The sequence below is a fragment of the Prevotella sp. genome, from assembly GCF_051059605.1.
Taxonomy (GTDB): Bacteria; Bacteroidota; Bacteroidia; order Bacteroidales; family Bacteroidaceae; genus Prevotella.
The window spans coordinates 450,472-470,821 of the sequence record NZ_CP050883.1; the positions used below are offsets into that span (position 1 = coordinate 450,472).

Here is a 20,350-nt window from a genome sequence, read left to right on the forward strand (position 1 = left end):
CATTGATGTTATGTTGGCTTTTATTGTAATATAATATATAAATGAAGATAATGAAAACTTAACTGTAATATTTATAATAGGATTCTTTTGGAAGTTTAAACTTCAAAGTTTGATTTCTTTAGAGTAAAAGAAAAGATAAAATTAATAATGTTTTTGAACAGTATAGGGCTGCCTGTGAGGGTGGCCCTATGTGATTTATGATTATTCGAGTGTGATGACTGATGTTAAAAAATGATGTTATGAAGAGAAGTGTCATTATTTTTAATATCTTTGTACTCATAATAGGCATGATTGTTTATTTGAATTTACGTTAAGCTTAATTTAATACATTAGAAAATGGAAAAACTTACATTAGAAAAACTCAAAGGCAACTTCATACTTAGTTGCAAGCGCTTTCCAATTAGCATATTTTTTCTGTTATGGTTGACGGTGAGTCTAATCTATTATGGTTTTGATAAAAGCAGTGATGCTCAGTTTTTTAATATATTCTATTCTGGATCAGCTGCACTTTTGACCTGTGTTCTTCGTCTTTGGGAGGAAGAAGTTGATGATTTGAAGCGATGCCGTATTATTCAAGGAGCAATACATGTGTGTTGGTTGGCGGTAGCTGTTTATATCAGCTTTTATTGTGATATGAATCAGACTGTTTGGAATTGTGTATTTGCTTTATCATTTACAATTGCTATAGCATTTATTATCGTTCCTTTCTTCAAGGAGAATGATGATATTTCATTATGGAATTTTACTTATCATACATTCCTTACATTCATTTTATCATTTGCTGTGGCTCAAATTCTTATGGGTGGCGTAATGTTGCTTTTAGAATCTTTCAGGGAATTGTTTGGTTTAGTCTTGTGGGACGATGCTTATTATGATGTCGGAGTTGTATGCAATGGTTTTATAGCACCTTTCCTATTCCTTCAGCTTATTCCCAAGCATGATAAGATACACAATGATTCTGTGAAAGGACTTCCTAAATTTATGTATGGTATCATCCATTATCTATTTATTCCTCTTACAACAGCCTACCTTATTACTCTCTATGCTTATGCAGCTAAGATTATTTTTCAGTGGGAATTACCTGAAGGGTGGGTATCATGGCTTGTAACAGCTTTGATGACATTGATGACAATCATTATTGTTGCCGTTTATCCGTCTCAGTTTAGTGAGGGGCATGATGTAGACAAGAAGATTATTAAATGGCTCCCGATGTGTGTATTGCCACTCTTGTTATTGATGTCAATTGGTATATTACGTAGAATCAGTGATTATGGTATAACAGCAAATAGACTCTATATATCCTTATTCAATCTGTGGTGTTATGGGGTATGTATCTGGTTAATAGTCAGTAAGGCTAGGAGAATCGTATGGATTCCAATCTCGTTCACAGTATTGCTTTTGCTTTCTTCTGTTGGACCACAAAACTTTTCAAGTTTGGTATTTTCTTCTTTGAAATCTCATGTAATAAAAGGTTTAAAGGCGACAAAAGTTCCAAAACTTCCAATGGATATTGCTACATATAAAGAGTGGAGTAAACATGATGATGCTTCAATGAATGATATTATCAGCAACCTTTATTATCTTAAAAATCAGTATGGAAACAAGGAATTGGCTGATATTGCAGATTCTCTTACTCTTGAGAGAATTAACTATTTCAGCGAAGATAAGAGCATCTGTGATATAGAAATTAATTATCTTTGTTGTGATAATGCTTTAATGATACCTGATGGATATAAGCATGTAATCCCAAATTATAGCTATACTGAAAATAAGGTAAAAGTAGATGGAGATAAAATCAGTTTCATTGTTGAGTATCAAGTTAATGGTAAAAAAATGAAGTTGCCGATAGAAGTTTCTATTAAAAAAATGAAGAGTATAGAGAACTCAAAATATATTGTACCAGTCAAGTGTAGCAATGCAGTGTTATGTTTTTCATCGTTTTCTTTCTCTGAAAACTCTAAAAAGTTGTATTTTTATGGTACAATCTTCTATTGATAATACCTACAAATGATTATTGTGATTATGATTATTTTTATGTAATTTTGCAAACAATAATAAATAACATTCTAAAGAAATGAAAAATCAGAAAATGTATGAGGCTGACGATCAGATGATTTCCCTTATAAGAGATAATTACAATATATTGCAAAGCTTGGGTGGTTTCGGCTTAAGCCTCGGCTTTGGTGATAAAACTGTAAGGCAAGTCTGTGATGAACAAAAGGTAGACTGTTATACATTTTTAGCCGTTGTGAATTATACTATCAATGGATATGCTGATGTAGATAATGAGGATCGTCTTTCATTACCTACGCTATTGCATTATCTTAAAGCTAGCCATGACTATTATCTGGGTTTTCAGTTACCTTTTATACGTAAGGAGTTAGAGGATGCCCTTGATAAGACTGATAATTTGGCGATGCTGATACTTAAACTTTATGATGAGTATGCACGCGAAATACGAATGCACATGCGTTATGAAGAGAAAACGGTGTTTCCTTATGTAGAATCATTGATTCAAAATCAGTCATCTGTTAGTTATGATATAGACACTTATTCAAAGCATCATAGCCAGATTGACAAACAATTAAAGGAACTGAAGAATATTATTATCAAGTATCTGCCCAGTGATGAGTTGCATAATAATCAGCTTACAGCTACATTATATGATATATATAATAATGAGGACTGGCTGATGCAGCATTCAAAAGTTGAGGATCACATCTTTATACCTGCTATAAGACGATTGGAACATAAGACAAGACAGAATGATGTCTCTGTTAAGATATCAAACATGATAAATAAAAATGCCGAAGGTAACGAGACTATCAGTGATAGGGAGAAAGATGTTATAGTAAGTCTTGTTCAGGGAATGAGCAATAAAGAGATTGCTGATCATCTGTGTATTTCAATAAATACCGTTATTACGCATCGCAGAAACATTGCGAGAAAGTTGCAGATTCACAGTGCAGCCGGATTAACTATTTATGCAATTGTAAATAATTTTGTTGATATCTCTGCAGTTAAAATATAATTTAAATATTGTTGATGTCAACATATCCGTGCATTACGGCATAAATGGTTAATGCACTTACGCTTTTCAGTCCCAACTTATCCATGATATTCTTGCGGTGACTGATTACAGTTGTAAGACCAATATTCAGTTGGTCTGCTATTTCCTTATTAATAAATCCCTGCACGATTAGCGATAACACTTCAATTTCTCTGTCGCTAAGAATCTTTGTCTTTACAGGCTGTATCGTCTTTGGAAGATTCTTTCCTCCTGCATGACCGTGTTGTTCAAGTTGTAGCAGTGATTTTACAAGTTGTTCTTCTGGCACATTTATGCATAAGCTCTTGAAATAGCTCAGTTGTGTACTTGGATCGTTAGATGTAGTAAGTACAATCGTCTTGTGCTTGCGTTCTAAGAATGCCATTCTGTTTTCCAAAACAATCTTGACTGCCACGAAATAATGGAAGAAACTATCCATATCATGCATTTGCAGTGCTTCGTAAGAGTTGAATGTATCAATCTCTATTGCCGGCATCACATTCTGCAACATCGTTTTCAGTCCAATAACAGCCAATGTGTTATTGTCAACGATGGCGATTTTAGGTTTAAAACCCATAGGGGTATTATGTAATGTTTCGTTCATATTTCAATTATAATGTAGAGTTATAGGAATGGCGCAAGCAGATGTCCGAACCAGCCTCTGAACTTTTGCCATGGATCTCTCCATTTATCCCATTTCTCCTGAGTAAGTTTGAAACAGTTTGCTTTCTCTGCGTCAAACAGGTTGTCAAGTTCTTGTGTTGTGCATTTATCAATTATCACAGCATTGTCCTCATAGTCCCAGCTAAGGCTTCGTGCATTCAGGTTAGCACTTCCTACGGTGCAAACTCTACCATCAACCATGATGATTTTTGTATGGTGGAATCCTGGTTTATACATCCATATATTGCAGCCCGCTTTCATCAACTTGTGCGCATTATAGAATCCGCAGTCTGGGGTCAGAGGAATATCGTTTCTTATACTTAGCATTATATCCACTTTTACACCGCGCTTTACAGCATTTTTGAGTGCCTTCTTTATTTCGTGGTTTAGTGTGAAATATGGATTTATAATCTTTATACTGTCTTGAGCATCGTTTATCGCAGCGAGATAAAACTGTCTGATAATCTTGTTTGAAGTATGTGGCTCTCTGTTCACAATACCTATCATCTTGTTTCCTGCTGATTCACATAAGTCAGGTTTTAATCCCGTTATGTAATCAGCGTTGGTTACGCCTCGATAATATTGTGGTCCATGTACATTCTGACCAGTCACCTTGTTCCACATCTTCAGAAATATCTTCTGGAGCGTGTTAACCTCGTCACCTTCTATTCGACAGTGCATATCATGCCATTCGCCTACATCCTCAGTTCCGGTTATGTAATAGTCGGCAACGTTCATACCTCCTGTATATGCAATTTTTCCATCAATGACAACAATTTTTCTGTGGTCACGAGAAAACACATGATTTATCCACGGAAATGTAATAGGGTCGAATTTATATATTTCAATTCCCTTTGCACGTATTGTTTCAAGATACTTGTTTTTAAGCGGTCGATTGTTAGATGAGTTTCCAAAGGCATCAAACAAAGCCCTTACCTCGACACCCTGTCGTGCTTTCTCTTCTAGAATTTTGAATAGAAGTCCTGCTATAGAGTCGTTACGGAAATTAAAATATTCAAGATGAACGCTTTTATGAGCCTGCTGTATAGCTTTGAATAAGTCGTCGAATTTTTCTTGTCCCGTTTTTAAGAGCGTTATCGAGTTGTTGTGTGAAAACTTTATTCCACAGTTACGCAAATCTCTTACGATAAGAGAGTCGGAAGTTTGAGCACTACAGAAAGAGCAGCACAATAAAAGAAGTGAAAATACTAACTTTCTCAATGACATGTAAACGTTCTTTCTGTTAAATCATACAAGCATAATGATCGACTACGCCAAGCAGATGCTCGTCTTCATCAACAACTAGTACTGTATGTATTTTGTGTTGGTGCATAATTCGCTGGACCTCACTTATCTTTGTTGTCGGTAATACCAGTTTTGGTGTGCGTGTCATGATGTCGCTCACTGTATGGTCGAAGAATTTAGCTTGCCATTTTTCCATAGCTCGGCGAATATCTCCGTCGGTAATTAGTCCGATCACCTTGTTGTCGTCTTCAACTGAAACTCCAAGTCCTAGTTGTCCCTTGCTTACTCTGATGATAGCTTCTCCAAGGTGCATGTCCTGAGGTACTATAGGAAGATCGTCTACACGCATTACATCTGATGCTGTTGTAAGGAGACGTTTTCCCAATTCTCCTCCAGGGTGGAACTGTGCGAAATCCTGTGGCTTGAAGTCTCTTACCTGCATTAGAGCGATTGCTAGAGCGTCACCCATTGCTAGTGCAGCAGTAGTGCTGCTTGTAGGAGCCAGATTCAGCGGGCATGCTTCTTTCTCCACCTTCACCTGTATATGTGCGTTGCTATATTTTGCTAATAGTGAATTTGGATTACATGTCATAGATATAATCGGAATATTCATGTGTAGTACCATTGGGATGAAACGAAGCAATTCGTCAGTCTGTCCAGAATTGCTTAGTGCCAATACTACATCGCTGGAAGTCATCACTCCCAAATCTCCATGATATACATCCAAAGGGCTGATGAAGAATGCTGGTGTACCTGTAGAAGCCAATGTAGCAGCAATCTTTGCGCCTACGTTTCCGCTTTTTCCTACTCCGGTCACGATAATTTTTCCGTTGCAGTTATACATCATGTCAACAGCCTTCGTGAAGTTGTCGTCTATCTGTGGTATCAAGTCTGTGATAGCCTGTGCCTCATCACTCAGTGCCTGAATGCCCCAATCACAAACGTGTTTCAGTCTTTCTTCAATATGTATGTCGTTCATTTTGTTACAATAGTTTTTCGATAAGTCCTTCTAATTTGTCAAGTTCAAGCATATTTGGTCCATCACTAAGTCCCTTGTCTGGGTTTGGATGAACTTCAAGAAAATATCCAGTAGCTCCGAATGCTTTTGCTGCTAATGCCATAGATGGAACGAAACGACGATCGCCACCTGTGGAACCGTTTCCTGCTCCTGGACGCTGCACGCTGTGTGTGCAGTCCATGATTACGTTTGGAGTGATTTCCTTCATGTCAGGAATATTGCGGAAGTCAACTACAAGATTGTTGTAACCAAAACTGTTGCCTCTTTCTGTGAGCCATACTTCTTTTGCACCGCTTTCCAAAGCTTTCTCTACAGGATATTTCATGTCTGCACCGCTTAGGAATTGTGCTTTCTTAATATTCACAATCTTTCCTGTTTTGGCAGCAGCAACAAGTAAGTCTGTCTGTCGGCACAGAAAAGCTGGAATCTGTATCACGTCGCATACCTTTCCGACAGCTTCAGCCTGATAGCTTTCATGAATGTCTGTGAGTATTTTCAGTCCGTATTTCTCTTTTATGTCAGCAAGCATTTGCATTCCGCGTTCCAGTCCAGGACCACGGAATGAATTAATTGATGTGCGGTTAGCCTTGTCGAAAGAAGACTTGAATATAATTTCGACACCTAGTTTCTTGTTTATTCTTACCAGTTCGCGAGCTACTGTGTCAAGCAGTTCCGATGACTCTATAACGCAGGGACCTGCAATAAATATTGGTTGCATACTTCTAGATTTTCTTAGATTGCAAAGTTACTAAAAAACTCTGTAACAGGCAAAGAAATAACATGTAAATGATACGAATAGACTAATTAATAAGCCATAAAGACTATATAGGTTGTCAATAATAACACATGAGCTAATTAGGTTAACCACATAAATCAATGGACTGGGCTACGTTTTGAACATGTTTTGATGTATCAATTCTTGGAAAAACAAATGAAGAATTGATAAAATGCAAAAAGGCGATTCTATACTTTTCAAACATGTTTATGCTTTAAAATATATCTATATAAGTAATGTTCTCCCGATCGCACGCCCGAGCTTTTAGTTTTTTTTCTAGCGTCTAAGTGTTGATTTGTTGATAACCAGACAGTTAGATGCAGCTTTTGTGATATGTAATGACATAGAACGTCGTTGAATTTTGCGTTTCTACGATGAAATGTAAGAACTATGTTGCCGAATAGCTAGTTTTATGAAATAGGACATTTCATTGACACTATAAAATACAGAAAAGTAAGATAACTTGCTGATATTTAGGTCGTAGTCACTTCGACGCTTATTTTTTTGAAAACCCTATGTAGAGATTTGTAAATTAGCAGTCATGCAGATTGAATAATTACCCCTCAAAAATCAATTTTTCGATTTGCGTTTTACGAAGGAATGCATTACGTTTCTACGATCAAACGTTTCCGTTTCTACGATATAAAGTTTGCGTTTCTACGATCAAACGTTTCTGTTTCTACATAGAAACGCATTGCGTTTTACGACGTTTTGCATTGCATTGCTTCGTAAAACGCAAGAAAATACGTAGTTAAAACGTAGCTTAACGTAGCTAAATATTGTCAGATGAGTCTGTAAAATATTGTATCTCAACTGATTAGTATAAGACGTAGCTTCGTAGCTAAAAAAAGAAATTACTGGTAGGGACAGTTGCTTTTAAATATTGCTGACAATGGACTAATAATTTAACTACTTTACTTTGTAATTATAAAAACCATTTTCCTTTTCTGATGTTGTGTAATGAGCTATTTTAAAGTGTCACTTCTTGACTAATATTTGTCAAATTAGATTAATTTATAGCCTTGAAACTATAGCGTTTTGTTTTATAATAATTGATTCTAAAATGAATCTAGAATGAAAGTAGATTGAAAGTAGATTGAAAGTAGATTGATTTTGAAATCAACGAAATGCACTTTTGCATTATAAGTACTCGCACGCCCAACCGCGCAAAGATATAGATATAGATATAGATATAGATAAAGATATATAGAAACTACTGCTGCCGCTGTAGTAAAGAAAACAGCAGCACCAGCAGTTTCTCTAATGAAGGCGAAGTAAAACTTATTTACATCAAGATTTTATCGCATTTTCTGAATGCCTAATTGAAACTTCTCGTTGTGGATATGGAATCTCGATATTGTATTTGTTCAGCGTGTCATAGATGCATTCAAGAATACATCCATCGGCATTGCCCTGTGACAAGACTGGAACCCATACAAGAATCTTTAAATTGATTGCGCTGTCGCCGAATTCCTTTAGGGTGATGTTCACGTCACGCTCTTTGTTGATGCAGTCTAGTTTTGAAATTTCGTCATGCAGCAACTTCTTCACTTTGTGTATGTCTGTTCCATAAGCTACTCCCACTTCAAGACTATCAAGTTCGTAACCATGATTCTTTGTCATGTTCTTGTAGTTCTTCGTAAAGAGTTGACTGTTTTGGAACGCAATCACCGAACCGTCATTTGCTTCGACAATGGTTGAAGTATAACTTATTGAACTAACTTTGCCACGAGTTCCGTCACAGATGATATAGTCGCCAATCTTTACACGGCCAGCCATCAACGAAATACCGTAGTAGATGTTTTCCAGTATATCCTTCATAGCGAAACCGATACCGGTAGACAGACCGCCTGAAACAACAACAAGCCATGTGTTGTCAATATGGAAAATGGCGAGTGCGATTATCAACCATATACCCCAAACAATAACTTGAACAAGATTCTTTGCCATCACGTTTCTGCTGGCAGCGGTACTGTAGTCGGCTTTCTCGAAATGTAGTTTCAGGAAAGCCTTAAAACATCTGTTGCCGTAAGAGAACAGGTAGAACAGGACGATTACCTGAGCAATAGAGAATATGCTAGCCGAGAACCATTTGGTTTCGATGTAGTTTTTCGTGAATATCATCCATGTGGTATCGCTGAGGTTGAACACATCGGCAGCCCAGTATATAGCGATGATAAACGAATAGACGCTGAGCATGGGCAGAATAACTTGATAAATCAAGTTGAACATCCATGTCTTCTTGATATCCATGTTTTCGTAGCCTTTTCTGATGGCGATGCCTTTAAGCCATCCACGTAAACATGTAATTGTGAGAATACAAGTGAGCTGCATCACCCACCAGATAAGTAGTTGGACGCTTAGTAGAGTATAGCCGTTCCATGCAGATAACAAAGAAACGACGAACACAGCCAGAGAAGCGTATGTGTAGGCTACATCACTCTTTGGAATGTTATTGTTGTGTCTTCTTATTACCCAGAATTGCCATATAGTGCATACCAGTAGGATAGGCGAGAAGATGATGTTTACTAAATCGTTTGGAATCAAAATGATACGGAATGCGATCACTACAAACCCTATAAATATCAACGGCGAGTATATTCTGAATCCGCTTGCAATCTGCTTGCCGTCAAGTCGTAGAAGTAGTGAAATCAGAATCACACCTAATAGCCATGTATATTCCACAAACAGTCCGCTAGCCATGATTATGAAGTTTTGCTCGGAGAAGATAAGACTTGTAAGTCCTAGTATCACCGCTAGTGACACCACGGAAGAAGCCATGATAATGGATGTGCGTTTAGACATAAACCATTTGGTGCGGAATCTTTTAGGCATAAGAAACCTTATAGCCAGAATATTGATTAAGCTGGCTATAAAACCGTAGAAGCAGATTATAGCAAACAGTCCGAAAATCAGTCGTGAGTCCCATTGTGATGGCACTTTAGTCTTAATGAAATATTTTGTTTCAATAGATTCTCTAGTTTCTCTCACATTTATCCCCAACTTTGATATAGTCTTGAAATAATTATCACCGGCATTGCTGAAGATGTTGTTTTGTATTTCAGAATAACGCTTATTTGCATAGTCGTTAAGATGTTTCAGTTGGCTTTCTGTCATCTGGTAATAACCAATATAGTCCTTGAATTGATTGCTGTTGTCGTTTAGTGTATGACGGATATTGATAGCCAACGTGAGGCATACATTCTTGTCAATCAAAGCTTTTTTGCTAAGCGATGCTACGTGCACACTGCTCAATGTGTTGATAAGACTGTCGTAGCGGGCAATCTCAGAGTTTGTTTTTGTGATGAAGTTTCTAAAAGGCAACACGTTTTTCTTGTAATCGTGATATTGCTCAGTTGCTTCATGGCATGCATAAGCTAAATCAAACACATATTCTGGACGCTGAGAATATAGCATCAGAGAGTTTTGACTGCTCTTGCTCATGATTCCAAACAGTTTGTCAACGACTTGCGTCTGCTGTTCTTTCATAAATCCTGACTGACGTTCAAGTTCTGTACGATAGTTTGTGAGTTCGGAACGTAGAATAGACAGTGTGTTGTCAAGATTTTGTTCTTTGAGAACAGCTCTTGCCGGAGACAGTATCGTGGCAATGAGTAGAATTATTAGTAAGACTCTCTTGTTCATTATTTGCTTTGTTATGAAAATATGAATGCAAAAATAATAAAAAGGCAATAATAAAGGCTTTAAAAGGCAATCTTTTTTAAATAATTATCTTTAATCTCGTTTTTTATCACTACTTTTGTAGTTAAATAATTGATAATCCAAAACGATGTTGATAATAGCAGATAGCGGTAGTACCAAAACCGATTGGTTTGTTGTGAAAAACAACGAGGTAACAAGAACATTCAAGTCGCAAGGCATAAATCCATTTCATCAGAAAGTTAATGAAATTAAGTATACACTCAAAGAAGAAGTGCTGTGCATGATGAGTGAAGAATTCTTGTCGTCTGACTTGAATATTGCATTTTACGGTAGCGGTTGTACCATTGAGAAGATTCCTGTAATGCGAAATATTCTTGCAGAAGTATTCTCTTTGCCATTACAAAACATTGAAGTTGCTGGTGATTTACTTGGTGCTGCACGTGCCGTTTGTGGACACGAAAGTGGTATTGCATGCATATTGGGCACAGGGGCAAACAGTTGTCTGTACGATGGAAAAGAAATAACAGCCAACACACCACCGTTAGGTTACATACTTGGCGACGAAGGCAGTGGGGCTGTACTTGGCAAAAGATTCATGAACGGAATATTCAAGGGATGGATTCCAGAACGTATAAAAGACATGTATCTTAAAGAGACAAATCAAACATATAGCAGTATCATCAGCAAAGTGTATACTGAACCATTGGCAAATCGCTATCTGGCAACTGTGTCTAAGTTTGTTGGCGAGCATATTGATGAGAAACCTTTACGAAAACTTGTGAAGGATAATTTCTCTGATTTTATGAAATACAACATATTGCCTTACAACGAGGTGCGCAAGATTGGTTTTATAGGCAGTGTTGCAGATGTGTTTTCAGATATTCTCAAAGAAGTGTGTGAAGAATACGGATTTGAGGTGAGCAGAATTAATCAAAGCCCTGTTGCAGGTTTGCTGGATTATTATAGAAAATAATACGCAAAATGAACGTTTTTTGCTTCTAACGCATTGTTATGTCGAAAAAATGTTGTAATTTAGCACCCTTGAAAAAGCATTAAAAATCGCTTAGAATGAAAATAAACGGCATTCTGGTTGATTTTTACTTTTAGGCTTAAAGCTGATAAATAGAAAAATAAAATAATAACAAATAAATTTCAATGGACGAAAATCTGACAATTGATAACGACAGAATATTGAAAATCAATATTGAGGAAGAAATGAAATCCTCGTATATTGACTATTCTATGTCTGTTATTGTGGCTCGTGCACTACCGGATGTGCGTGATGGTTTTAAACCAGTTCATCGCCGTATCCTTTATGGTATGCAGGGACTTGGTAATACCAGTGACAAACCTTTCAAGAAATGTGCCCGTGTAGTTGGTGAAGTTCTTGGTAAGTATCACCCACATGGAGATGGATCTGTATATGGAGCACTTGTGCGTATGGGACAGGACTGGAACATGCGTTATAAACTCGTTGACGGACAGGGAAACTTTGGTTCTGTAGATGGTGACTCTCCTGCTGCTATGCGTTATACAGAGTGCCGCCTTAGTAAGATGGGTGAGCGTGTCATGGATGACTTGGAAAAGGAAACCGTAGACATGACCAACAACTTTGACGATACACTTGTAGAGCCTTCTGTTATGCCGACTAAGATTCCTAACTTGTTGGTAAATGGTGGTAATGGTATTGCCGTAGGTATGGCTACAAATATGCCTACTCATAATCTTGGTGAAGTAATTGATGGTTGCTGTGCATATATTGATAACCCTGATATAGACTTGGACGGATTGATGCAATACATCAAGGCTCCGGATTTCCCTACAGGTGCTTATATTTATGGTATTCAAGGTGTACGTCAGGCTTATGAAACAGGTCGTGGTCGTATCATCATGCGTTCAAAGGCAGAAATAGAGAGCGGTGAAAGCCATGACAAGATTGTTGTTACTGAAATTCCTTATGGCGTAAACAAGCAGATGCTTATCGAGTATATTGCCGAGTTGGTTAAGGAAGGTAAGATTGACGGTATCAGCAATGCTAACGATGAGTCTGGCCGTCAGGGTATGCGTATCGTAATTGATGTAAAGAAAGATGCAAATGCCAACGTAATTCTGAATAAACTTTTCAAGATGACTGCATTGCAGAGTTCATTCTCTGTAAACTGTATCGCTCTTGTTAAGGGACGTCCACGTTTGCTTAGCTTGCGCGAATGCGTGATGTATTTCGTAGAGCATCGTCACGACGTAACTATACGCAGAACAAAGTATGATTTGAGAAAGGCTCAGGAACGTGCCCACATCCTTGAAGGACTTATCATTGCATGTGATAATATTGATGAAGTTGTTCATCTTATCCGTGCAAGCAAGACTCCTGCTGAGGCTCAGAAGAACTTGGAACAGCGTTTCAACCTTGATGAATTGCAGAGTAGGGCTATCGTTGATATGCGATTAAGTCAGCTCACAGGTCTTCGTATGGATCAGTTGCATGCTGAATATGAAGAACTAGAGCGTCAGATTGCTTATTTTCAGCAGATTCTTGATGATCCAGAACTTTGCAAGAAGGTAATGAAAGACGAACTTATTGAAGTTAAAGAGAAATATGGCGATGACCGCCGTACAGAGATTAAATACTCTAGCGAGGAATTCAATCCAGAAGACTTCTATCCAAATGATCCTGTTGTTATTACTGTCAGCCACATGGGCTACATCAAGCGTACACCGCTTAGTGAGTTCCGTGAGCAAGCACGTGGTGGAGTAGGTTCTAAGGGCGCACGTCATCGTGATCAGGACTTCACAGAATTTATCTATCCTGCTACAATGCACCAGACAATGTTGTTCTTCACAAAGAAGGGACGTTGCTATTGGTTGAAGTGCTATGAAATTCCTGAGGGCGACCGCAACAGTAAGGGACGCGCAATACAGAATATGCTTAATATTGAAAGCGACGATGCATTGAACGCTATACTCCGTCTTCGTGGTCTTAACGATGAAGAGTTCAATAGTAGTCACTATGTTATCTTCGCAACTAAGAACGGTACTGTTAAGAAGACAAGTCTTGAGGCTTACAGCCGCCCACGTGCAAATGGTGTCATTGCCATAAATATCGCAGAGGGTGATGAGGTTGTAGACGTACGCCTTACTAACGGTAATAACGAGTTGATTATCGCAAACCGTAACGGTCGTGCCGTTCGCTTCAACGAGAATGCAATACGTACAATGGGACGTACAGCTACTGGTGTAAGAGGTATGCGTCTTGACGCAGAAAACGATGATGTTATAGGTATGATTACCGTAAACGACGCTGAAAATGAAACTGTCATGGTAGTAAGTGAACAGGGCTATGGTAAGCGCAGTTTTGTTGAAGACTATCGTATCACTAATCGTGGTGGTAAGGGTGTTAAGACAATGTCTATAACCGATAAGACAGGTCGCTTGGTAAGCATAAAGAATGTTACCGACGATAATGATCTTATGATTATCAACAAGAGCGGAATCGTTATTCGTCTAGCAGTTGCAGATGTCCGAATTATGGGACGTGCTACTCAGGGCGTTCGCCTTATCAATCTAGCAAAGAAAAATGATGTAATTGCTAGTGTATGCAAGGTGATGAGTTCTGAGTTGGAAGTTACTATTGAGGAAGAAAGCCGTGCTCAATGGGCTAACAAGACCGAAGAGATAAAGAAGGATACTCAGTCTGAATCATCAGTAGAAGATGAAGTTGAAGAGCAGGCTCCTTTGGTAGACTTCGACGACGAAGAAACACAAGAATAACAAACCTTTTAATATAAAAACGTAATTATGAGAAAGTTAATGATCGCAGCTTTGATGCTACTAGGTACATCTGCTGCTTTTGCCGGCGACAGTGAACCTTTGAAGGCGATACTTAAGGCAAAGACTTATGCTGATGCAGAAACACTGCTGAAGACTAACTTAAACCAGTTGGTTAATGACGCAGAAAAGGCTAAGGCTTACAATAAACTTGTTGATTTGGCAATGGAAAAAGTCACCAAGGAGCAAGCTACAATTACTTCTAACCAGATGGCAAAGCAGTTTGGTCAGGGTAAGGAAGTTGCTTATGATACAACAGGCTACAATAATGCACTTTTTGATGCTATCAACAGTGCTATAGCATGTAATGAGTTTGACCAGAAGCCAAACGATGGTGGTAAAATCAAACCTAAGTTTGAGTCTTCTAACGCTACTCGCCTATATGGTTTGCGTGCTAACCTTATCAATGCCGGACAGGCTGCAGGTCAGAAGAATGACCAGGCTACAGCATTGAAATACTTTGGTATGTATGTAGAGAGTGCTGTTAGTCCATTGTTTAAAAGCATTGACCGTACAAAGACACCTGACCAATATCTGGGTGAGGTTGCTCGTGTAGCTGGTGTTTATGCTTTCCAGAACAAGCAGATGGATTTGGCAAACAAGTATGTAGACGTAGCTATGCAGGACACTGCCGTTTACAAGGATGCTCTTAACTTGAAGATGTATCTTATGCAGCAGGGTTTGAAGTCAAAGGCTGATTCTCTTCAGTATGTTGAGACACTGAAAGGTCTTTATACTAAAGATTCAAAGAATGACCAGATTTTTGCAACACTAGTAAACATGTATGGTAGTCTTAAGATGGCAGCTGATCAGGATAAGATCATTGCTGACAAAATAGCTGCTGATCCTGAGAATTCTATTGCATGGGCTTTGAAGGGACAGAACTTCATGAACGCAAACAAGCCAGAACAGGCTGTAGAGTGCTTCAAGAAGGCTATCATAAAGGATGACAAAAATGTTGTTGTTCTTACATATCTTGGTTTCTGTCTTAATGCTCAAGCTGGTTCTATCAACGGTAACAAGGTTGAGCAGCAGAAACTTTACAAAGAAAGCCAGGACTATTTGGAGAAAGCACGCAGCTTGGATCCAAATCGTGAGAAGGCTAACTGGAGTTACCCTCTTTACTCTGTTTACTACAGCCTCTATGGCGCAGCAGACAGTCGTACAAAGGAAATGGAATCTTTGAACAAGTAATTCTTTTTTAATAAAAAATAGAGCATTACCGTGGAGTTTTTCTCCATAGGTTATGCTCTATTTATCTTTATGAAACGCAGTTTTCTTATAATAACAATATCATTTTGTATGTCATCGTTTATGACGTGCTTTGGGCAGGATATGCAGAATACTGCAAAACGACTAAACACAGAAATAGACAATATGCTAAATGATATGCCGTCTATAAGTGATGACACATTATCATATTATGAAAATGTCGTTAAACTGATGAAAACGGCTGTGTTATGTGATTACTTCGATTCAAAAGCTGATTCAAAAGGCAAAATAAAATTACATTATAGACATGACAATTCAAAACGATTGTCAAAGTTTCTATCTCCGCTGATTGATGCAGGAATGTATGAATATAGTCGCAGGAAAAACGACGATGCCATGGAAATCTTTAAGTTGTATCTTGATTGCACCGATGGACCTCTGTTCCAAAAGGAAAACCAGAATGTTGGACTTGTCGCATATTATGTGAGTCTGCTTTCTTTTGGAAAAGAGGATTATGATAATGCCAAACGTTACGCTGACTTGGCATTAAAGGATGCAAATTTTGCACACGATGCAGCTGAAATAAAGATTAACTGTAATAGCAAGCAACTTGTGACGAAAGCTGATTCGTTGAAGTATGTATCAGAGTTGATTGATCTTTATGATAAGATGCCTGAGAATATGGCATATTTTAAAATGCTTACTGATTATTTTTCTGTACATGGACATGAGCGTGAAGTGTTGCAGTTTGCTGTAAGCGAAACAGAAAAGCATCCTGAAAATAAACTGGCATGGGTGTTGAAAGGCGAAGCTGAACAGAAAAATAAGCATTGGGATAACGCCATTGAGAGTTTTAAACATGCATTGGACATTGATAGCACTTATGTGTTAGCAGTATATAATATAGGAAAATGTTATTTCGATGATGCAAAACAGCTGAAGGATAGTTTGCAGGGTAGCAAATTACGGTTTAAAAAGACAGATGATATTAAATATAGAGAGTTATTGCAAAGCGCAAAGAAATGGATTGTTGAAGCTTCGATACTTGATCCTAAGCAGGATATAGTGGAGTGGAAGCAAGTGCTTGAATATATTAATAAGGTTATAAGATAATGAGGAAGTATATTTTATACATGTTGATATTTTTTCTGCCACAGTGTGTAATGGGGCAGAAAAAGGCTATATCACAAGCTCGCGATTTTATAAAGAGCGGTAGTAGTCTTGATAATGCAGAAAAGCTTATGGCTGATTTGCTGAAAGACTCAGCAAACAGGGATAATGAAAAAATATGGATGACTCTTTTTGATGCTCAACAGAAACAGTATGAGCAGGGTAATGAAAAATTATATCTGAAGCAGAAATACGATACGGCATCTCTATTTAATCTTACAAGAAGAATGTTCGCTACATTGGAAGGATTGGATTCTTTAGATATGAAACCTGATGCAAAGGGACGCATTAAGTTTAAATATCGTGATCATAGTGCTGAACTTCTTAATCAATATAGACCTAATATCTATTACGGAGGTATTTATTTCATAAAGAAACAGGATTATCTGCGAGCTTATGATTTCTTTAATACTTATATTGATTGCTCTGTCAATCCGATGTTTGCTAAATATAAATATGCTTCCCATGACAAAAATCTTACTCAGGCAGCATATTGGGCTGTGTATTGTGGATATAAGCTAAAAGATCCGCAAGCAACACTAAGACACACTTATCTGGCACTAAAAGATACAGCGCATGCAAACTTGATGCTGCAATATCTGGCAGAGACATATAAACTTGAGAATGATACTGTAAGATACATTAAGACATTATGGGATGGTTTTGAAAAATATCCTACATTCTCATTCTTCTTTCCTCGACTTATTGATAACTACGTGCAGCAGAATCAATATGATGAGGCTTTGAAAATATGCGATACAGCTTTGAAGTCAGATAGCACCAGTGTGTTATTCAGATATGCCAAGAGCAATGTTCTTTTGCTACAAGGTAAGTATTCTGAGTGTCTTGATATATCTAAAAGTCTTATTGCTAAGAATGACACTCTTGCTGATGCGTATCTGAATGCTGGTCTTTCATGGTTTAATCAAGCCGTAGAATTAGACAAGAACTTACAGATGAGTCAGAAAAAACGAAATAAAATATTAGACTGCTATCGCAATGCAATGCCGTATCTTGAGAGATATCGAGCACTTGCACCAGAACAGAAAAGTAAATGGGCTTTACCATTATATACCATATACTTAAATCTGAATATGGGTAAGCAGTTTGATGAAATAGATAAATTATTATGAATATAGATAAGATTATAAATAAACTCAATATTGAGTTGAACGTCATGCAGCAGGCTACAGTAGATGCCTTGCTTAATGGCAAAGATGATATAGTACTTCTTTCACCTACAGGTTCAGGAAAGACTCTTTCATACCTTCTTCCACTTTCTCAACTTGTAGATGCAAGTAGTGACGAAGTGCAGGCAGTTGTTGTTGTTCCAGGACGTGAACTTGCTTTGCAGTCTGCTAATGTACTAAAAGACATGGGAAGCGGACTTCGTGGAATGGCTTGCTATGGTGGTCGTCCAACAATGGATGAGCATAGGAAGTTGCGTGAGGTGAAACCACAGATTGTCTTTGCAACACCAGGAAGACTAAATGATCATCTTGATAAGTTGAATATATTATCAGACAATATTAAATATCTTGTACTTGATGAATTTGACAAGTGTCTTGAAATGGGTTTCCACGACGAGATGCAGTCTTTAATTTCCAAATTGCCTAGTGATGTGAGAAGTATTCTTCTTTCGGCAACACCAGCAGAAGAACTGAAAGACCAGAAAATCATTAATAACAAGTTTACTACGCTAAACTTCCTTCCTGATTCAGAGCAGGTTCCTGATCGTGTGCATATATACAAAGTGGAAAGCCCTGATAAGGATAAGTTGGAGACATTGCGACAGGTGTTATTGACATTTGGCGATCAGAGCAGTATTGTATTCCTAAATTTCCGTGATTCTGTTGAGCGCACAGCTGATTTTCTTCGTGATGCAGGATTCAGCATAAGCTTCTTCCATGGAGGAATGGAACAGAAACAGCGTGAAGACGCACTTTATAAATTTTCTAACGGAAGTGCGAATGTGTTCGTAAGTACAGACCTCGCTAGCCGTGGACTTGATATTCCTGATATTGACAATATCGTACACTATCATATACCAGAAAGTGAAGACGGATATATTCATCGTGTAGGAAGAACAGCGCGTTGGGATAAAATGGGACGTAGTTTCTTCATATTGAATTCACTGGAACGTGTGCCAGAGTATGTAGATGCAGAAGTTGATAATTACGAAATACCTGAAGAATTACCAAAGCCTGCATTGCCTAAGATGGCTACAATATATATAGGAAAAGGCAAAAAAGACAAGATAAGTAAAGGTGATATTGTTGGATTTTTATGCAAGAATGCTGGACTGAAAAAAGATGAGATAGGCAAGATAGATGTTCAGGATAGATTCGCTTATGCTGCCGTTGCAAGACAGAAACTTCAGATAGTATTGAAGCAGACAAGCGGAGAAAAAATTAAAGGCGTAAAAACTATTGTAGAGGAAGTGAGATAAAAAATTCACGTATTAGTGTATTAATATTCGCTTTTGCTGAAGAAAAATATAGTAGTATTTTACAAATTGAAAGAAATAAGACGCTATCGCTAAATTATTGCTAAATAATTTGCCCAACTAAAAATAAAAGTGTAATTTCGCATGCGTAAAAACTAAAAATTATCACGTAATTGATAAATCTTTAAAAATACATTCAGATGAAGAAGTACAACTTTAATGCAGGTCCATCAATTCTTCCACGTGAGGTAATTGAGAACACAGCTAAGCAAATTTTGGATTTCAATGGCAGCGGTCTTTCATTAATGGAGATTAGCCATCGTGCTAAGGATTTCCAGCCCGTTGTTGACGAGAGTGTAGCCTTGTTTAAGGAACTATTAGATATTCCAGAAGGCTATTCTGTAATTTTTCTTGGTGGTGGTGCGTCCTTGCAGTTCATGCAGATACCGGCAAACTTCTTGATTAAGAAAGCAGCTTATGTTAATTCCGGTGTATGGGCAAAGAAGGCTATCAAAGAAGCAAAACATTTTGGAGAGGTTATAGAGATCGCTTCATCGGCTGATGCTAATTATACTTTCTATCCAAAAGGCTTTGAATCTAAAGTGCCTGCAGATGTTGATTACTTGCACATATGTACAAATAATACAATTTACGGAACTGAAATTCGCAAGGAATTAGACGTAAATGTTCCTCTTATCGCTGATATGAGTTCTGATATTATGAGTCGCCCTATTGATGTTAGCAAATATAAAGCTATCTATGCAGGTGCTCAGAAGAATATTTCTATGGCTGGTGTTACGGTTATTATCGTTAAGGATGATGAACTTGGAAAAGCTCCAAGAGAATTGCCTACTATGATGGACTATCGCACTCATGTAGACAAGGGCTCTATGTTTAATACTCCTCCAGTTGTTCCTATCTATTCGATGATGGAAAACTTGAGATGGTTGAAGAAGAATGGTGGTCTTGAGGCTGCTGACAAGCGTGCTCAAGAACGTGCAGAGGCTATGTACACAGAGATTGACCGCAATAAGCTATTCAAGGGTACTGTTGAGAATGATTCTCGTTCATTGATGAATATTTGCTTCGTAATGAATGATGAATATGCAGAACTTGAAAAGCCGTTCTTAGAATTTGCTACAGAGCGGGGTATGGTTGGTATTAAGGGTCACCGTTCTGTCGGTGGTTTCCGTGCAAGTTGCTATAATGCAATGACGATGGAAGGTGTGAACGCCCTTGTTCAAGCCATGAAGGATTTTGAGGCAAAATATTAATTATAATAAT

General features: G+C 37.8%; 13 protein-coding genes and 1 pseudogene. 9 read left to right on the forward strand and 5 right to left on the reverse strand.

The features are described 5' to 3' along the window. The first annotated feature begins 336 nt into the window (after positions 1 to 336). Both HEQ28_RS01780 and HEQ28_RS01785 read left to right on the forward strand, forming a co-directional pair. On the forward strand, positions 337 to 1,995 hold the full coding sequence (locus HEQ28_RS01780) for a DUF4153 domain-containing protein (protein ID WP_434503481.1): 1,659 nt from the start codon (positions 337 to 339) through the stop codon (positions 1,993 to 1,995). Positions 1,996 to 2,074: 79 nt separating this feature from the next. Then, on the forward strand, positions 2,075 to 3,031 hold the full coding sequence (locus tag HEQ28_RS01785) for a LuxR C-terminal-related transcriptional regulator (RefSeq protein WP_434503482.1): 957 nt from the start codon (positions 2,075 to 2,077) through the stop codon (positions 3,029 to 3,031). A 1-nt stretch (position 3,032) separates the two neighbouring features. Here the strand turns inward: HEQ28_RS01785 and HEQ28_RS01790 are convergent, their stop codons facing one another. The 5 genes and pseudogenes from HEQ28_RS01790 to HEQ28_RS01810 all read right to left on the reverse strand — a co-directional run bounded on the left by HEQ28_RS01790 (position 3,033) and on the right by HEQ28_RS01810 (position 10,395). After that, complete coding sequence (locus HEQ28_RS01790) at positions 3,033 to 3,653, reverse strand: response regulator transcription factor (protein ID WP_434503483.1); 621 nt, start codon at positions 3,651 to 3,653, stop codon at positions 3,033 to 3,035. 20 nt (positions 3,654 to 3,673) lie between these two features. After that, positions 3,674 to 4,939, reverse strand: a complete 1,266-nt coding sequence (gene cls / locus HEQ28_RS01795) for a cardiolipin synthase (RefSeq protein WP_434503484.1) — start codon at positions 4,937 to 4,939, stop codon at positions 3,674 to 3,676. Positions 4,940 to 4,955: 16 nt separating this feature from the next. After that, positions 4,956 to 5,936: a KpsF/GutQ family sugar-phosphate isomerase gene (locus tag HEQ28_RS01800; protein ID WP_434503485.1), complete on the reverse strand. Its 981-nt coding sequence runs from the start codon at positions 5,934 to 5,936 to the stop codon at positions 4,956 to 4,958. Between the two features lie 4 nt (positions 5,937 to 5,940). Further along, a pseudogene (kdsA, locus tag HEQ28_RS01805) lies at positions 5,941 to 6,699 on the reverse strand (3-deoxy-8-phosphooctulonate synthase); the annotation flags it as partial. A 1,341-nt stretch (positions 6,700 to 8,040) separates the two neighbouring features. Next, positions 8,041 to 10,395: a mechanosensitive ion channel family protein gene (locus HEQ28_RS01810; RefSeq protein WP_434503486.1), complete on the reverse strand. Its 2,355-nt coding sequence runs from the start codon at positions 10,393 to 10,395 to the stop codon at positions 8,041 to 8,043. Between the two features lie 145 nt (positions 10,396 to 10,540). Between HEQ28_RS01810 and HEQ28_RS01815 the strand changes: the two genes are divergently transcribed. The 7 genes from HEQ28_RS01815 to serC all read left to right on the forward strand — a co-directional run bounded on the left by HEQ28_RS01815 (position 10,541) and on the right by serC (position 20,340). Then, the gene (locus tag HEQ28_RS01815) at positions 10,541 to 11,386 is read left to right on the forward strand and encodes an ATPase (protein WP_434503487.1); all 846 of its coding nucleotides are present in this window, start codon (positions 10,541 to 10,543) and stop codon (positions 11,384 to 11,386) included. Between the two features lie 182 nt (positions 11,387 to 11,568). Then, complete coding sequence (gene gyrA, locus HEQ28_RS01820; protein ID WP_434503488.1) at positions 11,569 to 14,181, forward strand: DNA gyrase subunit A; 2,613 nt, start codon at positions 11,569 to 11,571, stop codon at positions 14,179 to 14,181. A 27-nt stretch (positions 14,182 to 14,208) separates the two neighbouring features. Then, positions 14,209 to 15,432, forward strand: a complete 1,224-nt coding sequence (locus tag HEQ28_RS01825; RefSeq protein ID WP_434503489.1) for a tetratricopeptide repeat protein — start codon at positions 14,209 to 14,211, stop codon at positions 15,430 to 15,432. Between the two features lie 120 nt (positions 15,433 to 15,552). Then, entirely contained in the window at positions 15,553 to 16,563 is a 1,011-nt protein-coding gene (locus HEQ28_RS01830; RefSeq protein ID WP_434503490.1) for a tetratricopeptide repeat protein, read from the forward strand. After that, complete coding sequence (locus tag HEQ28_RS01835) at positions 16,563 to 17,753, forward strand: CDC27 family protein (protein WP_434503491.1); 1,191 nt, start codon at positions 16,563 to 16,565, stop codon at positions 17,751 to 17,753. Before HEQ28_RS01830 ends, HEQ28_RS01835 begins: the two co-directional genes overlap by 1 nt. Further along, positions 17,750 to 19,069: a DEAD/DEAH box helicase gene (locus tag HEQ28_RS01840; protein ID WP_434503492.1), complete on the forward strand. Its 1,320-nt coding sequence runs from the start codon at positions 17,750 to 17,752 to the stop codon at positions 19,067 to 19,069. Before HEQ28_RS01835 ends, HEQ28_RS01840 begins: the two co-directional genes overlap by 4 nt. A 197-nt stretch (positions 19,070 to 19,266) precedes the next feature. Continuing rightward, positions 19,267 to 20,340, forward strand: coding sequence for a 3-phosphoserine/phosphohydroxythreonine transaminase (gene serC / locus HEQ28_RS01845; protein WP_434503493.1), 1,074 nt, complete (start codon positions 19,267 to 19,269; stop codon positions 20,338 to 20,340). The last annotated feature ends 10 nt before the right edge of the window (positions 20,341 to 20,350 follow it).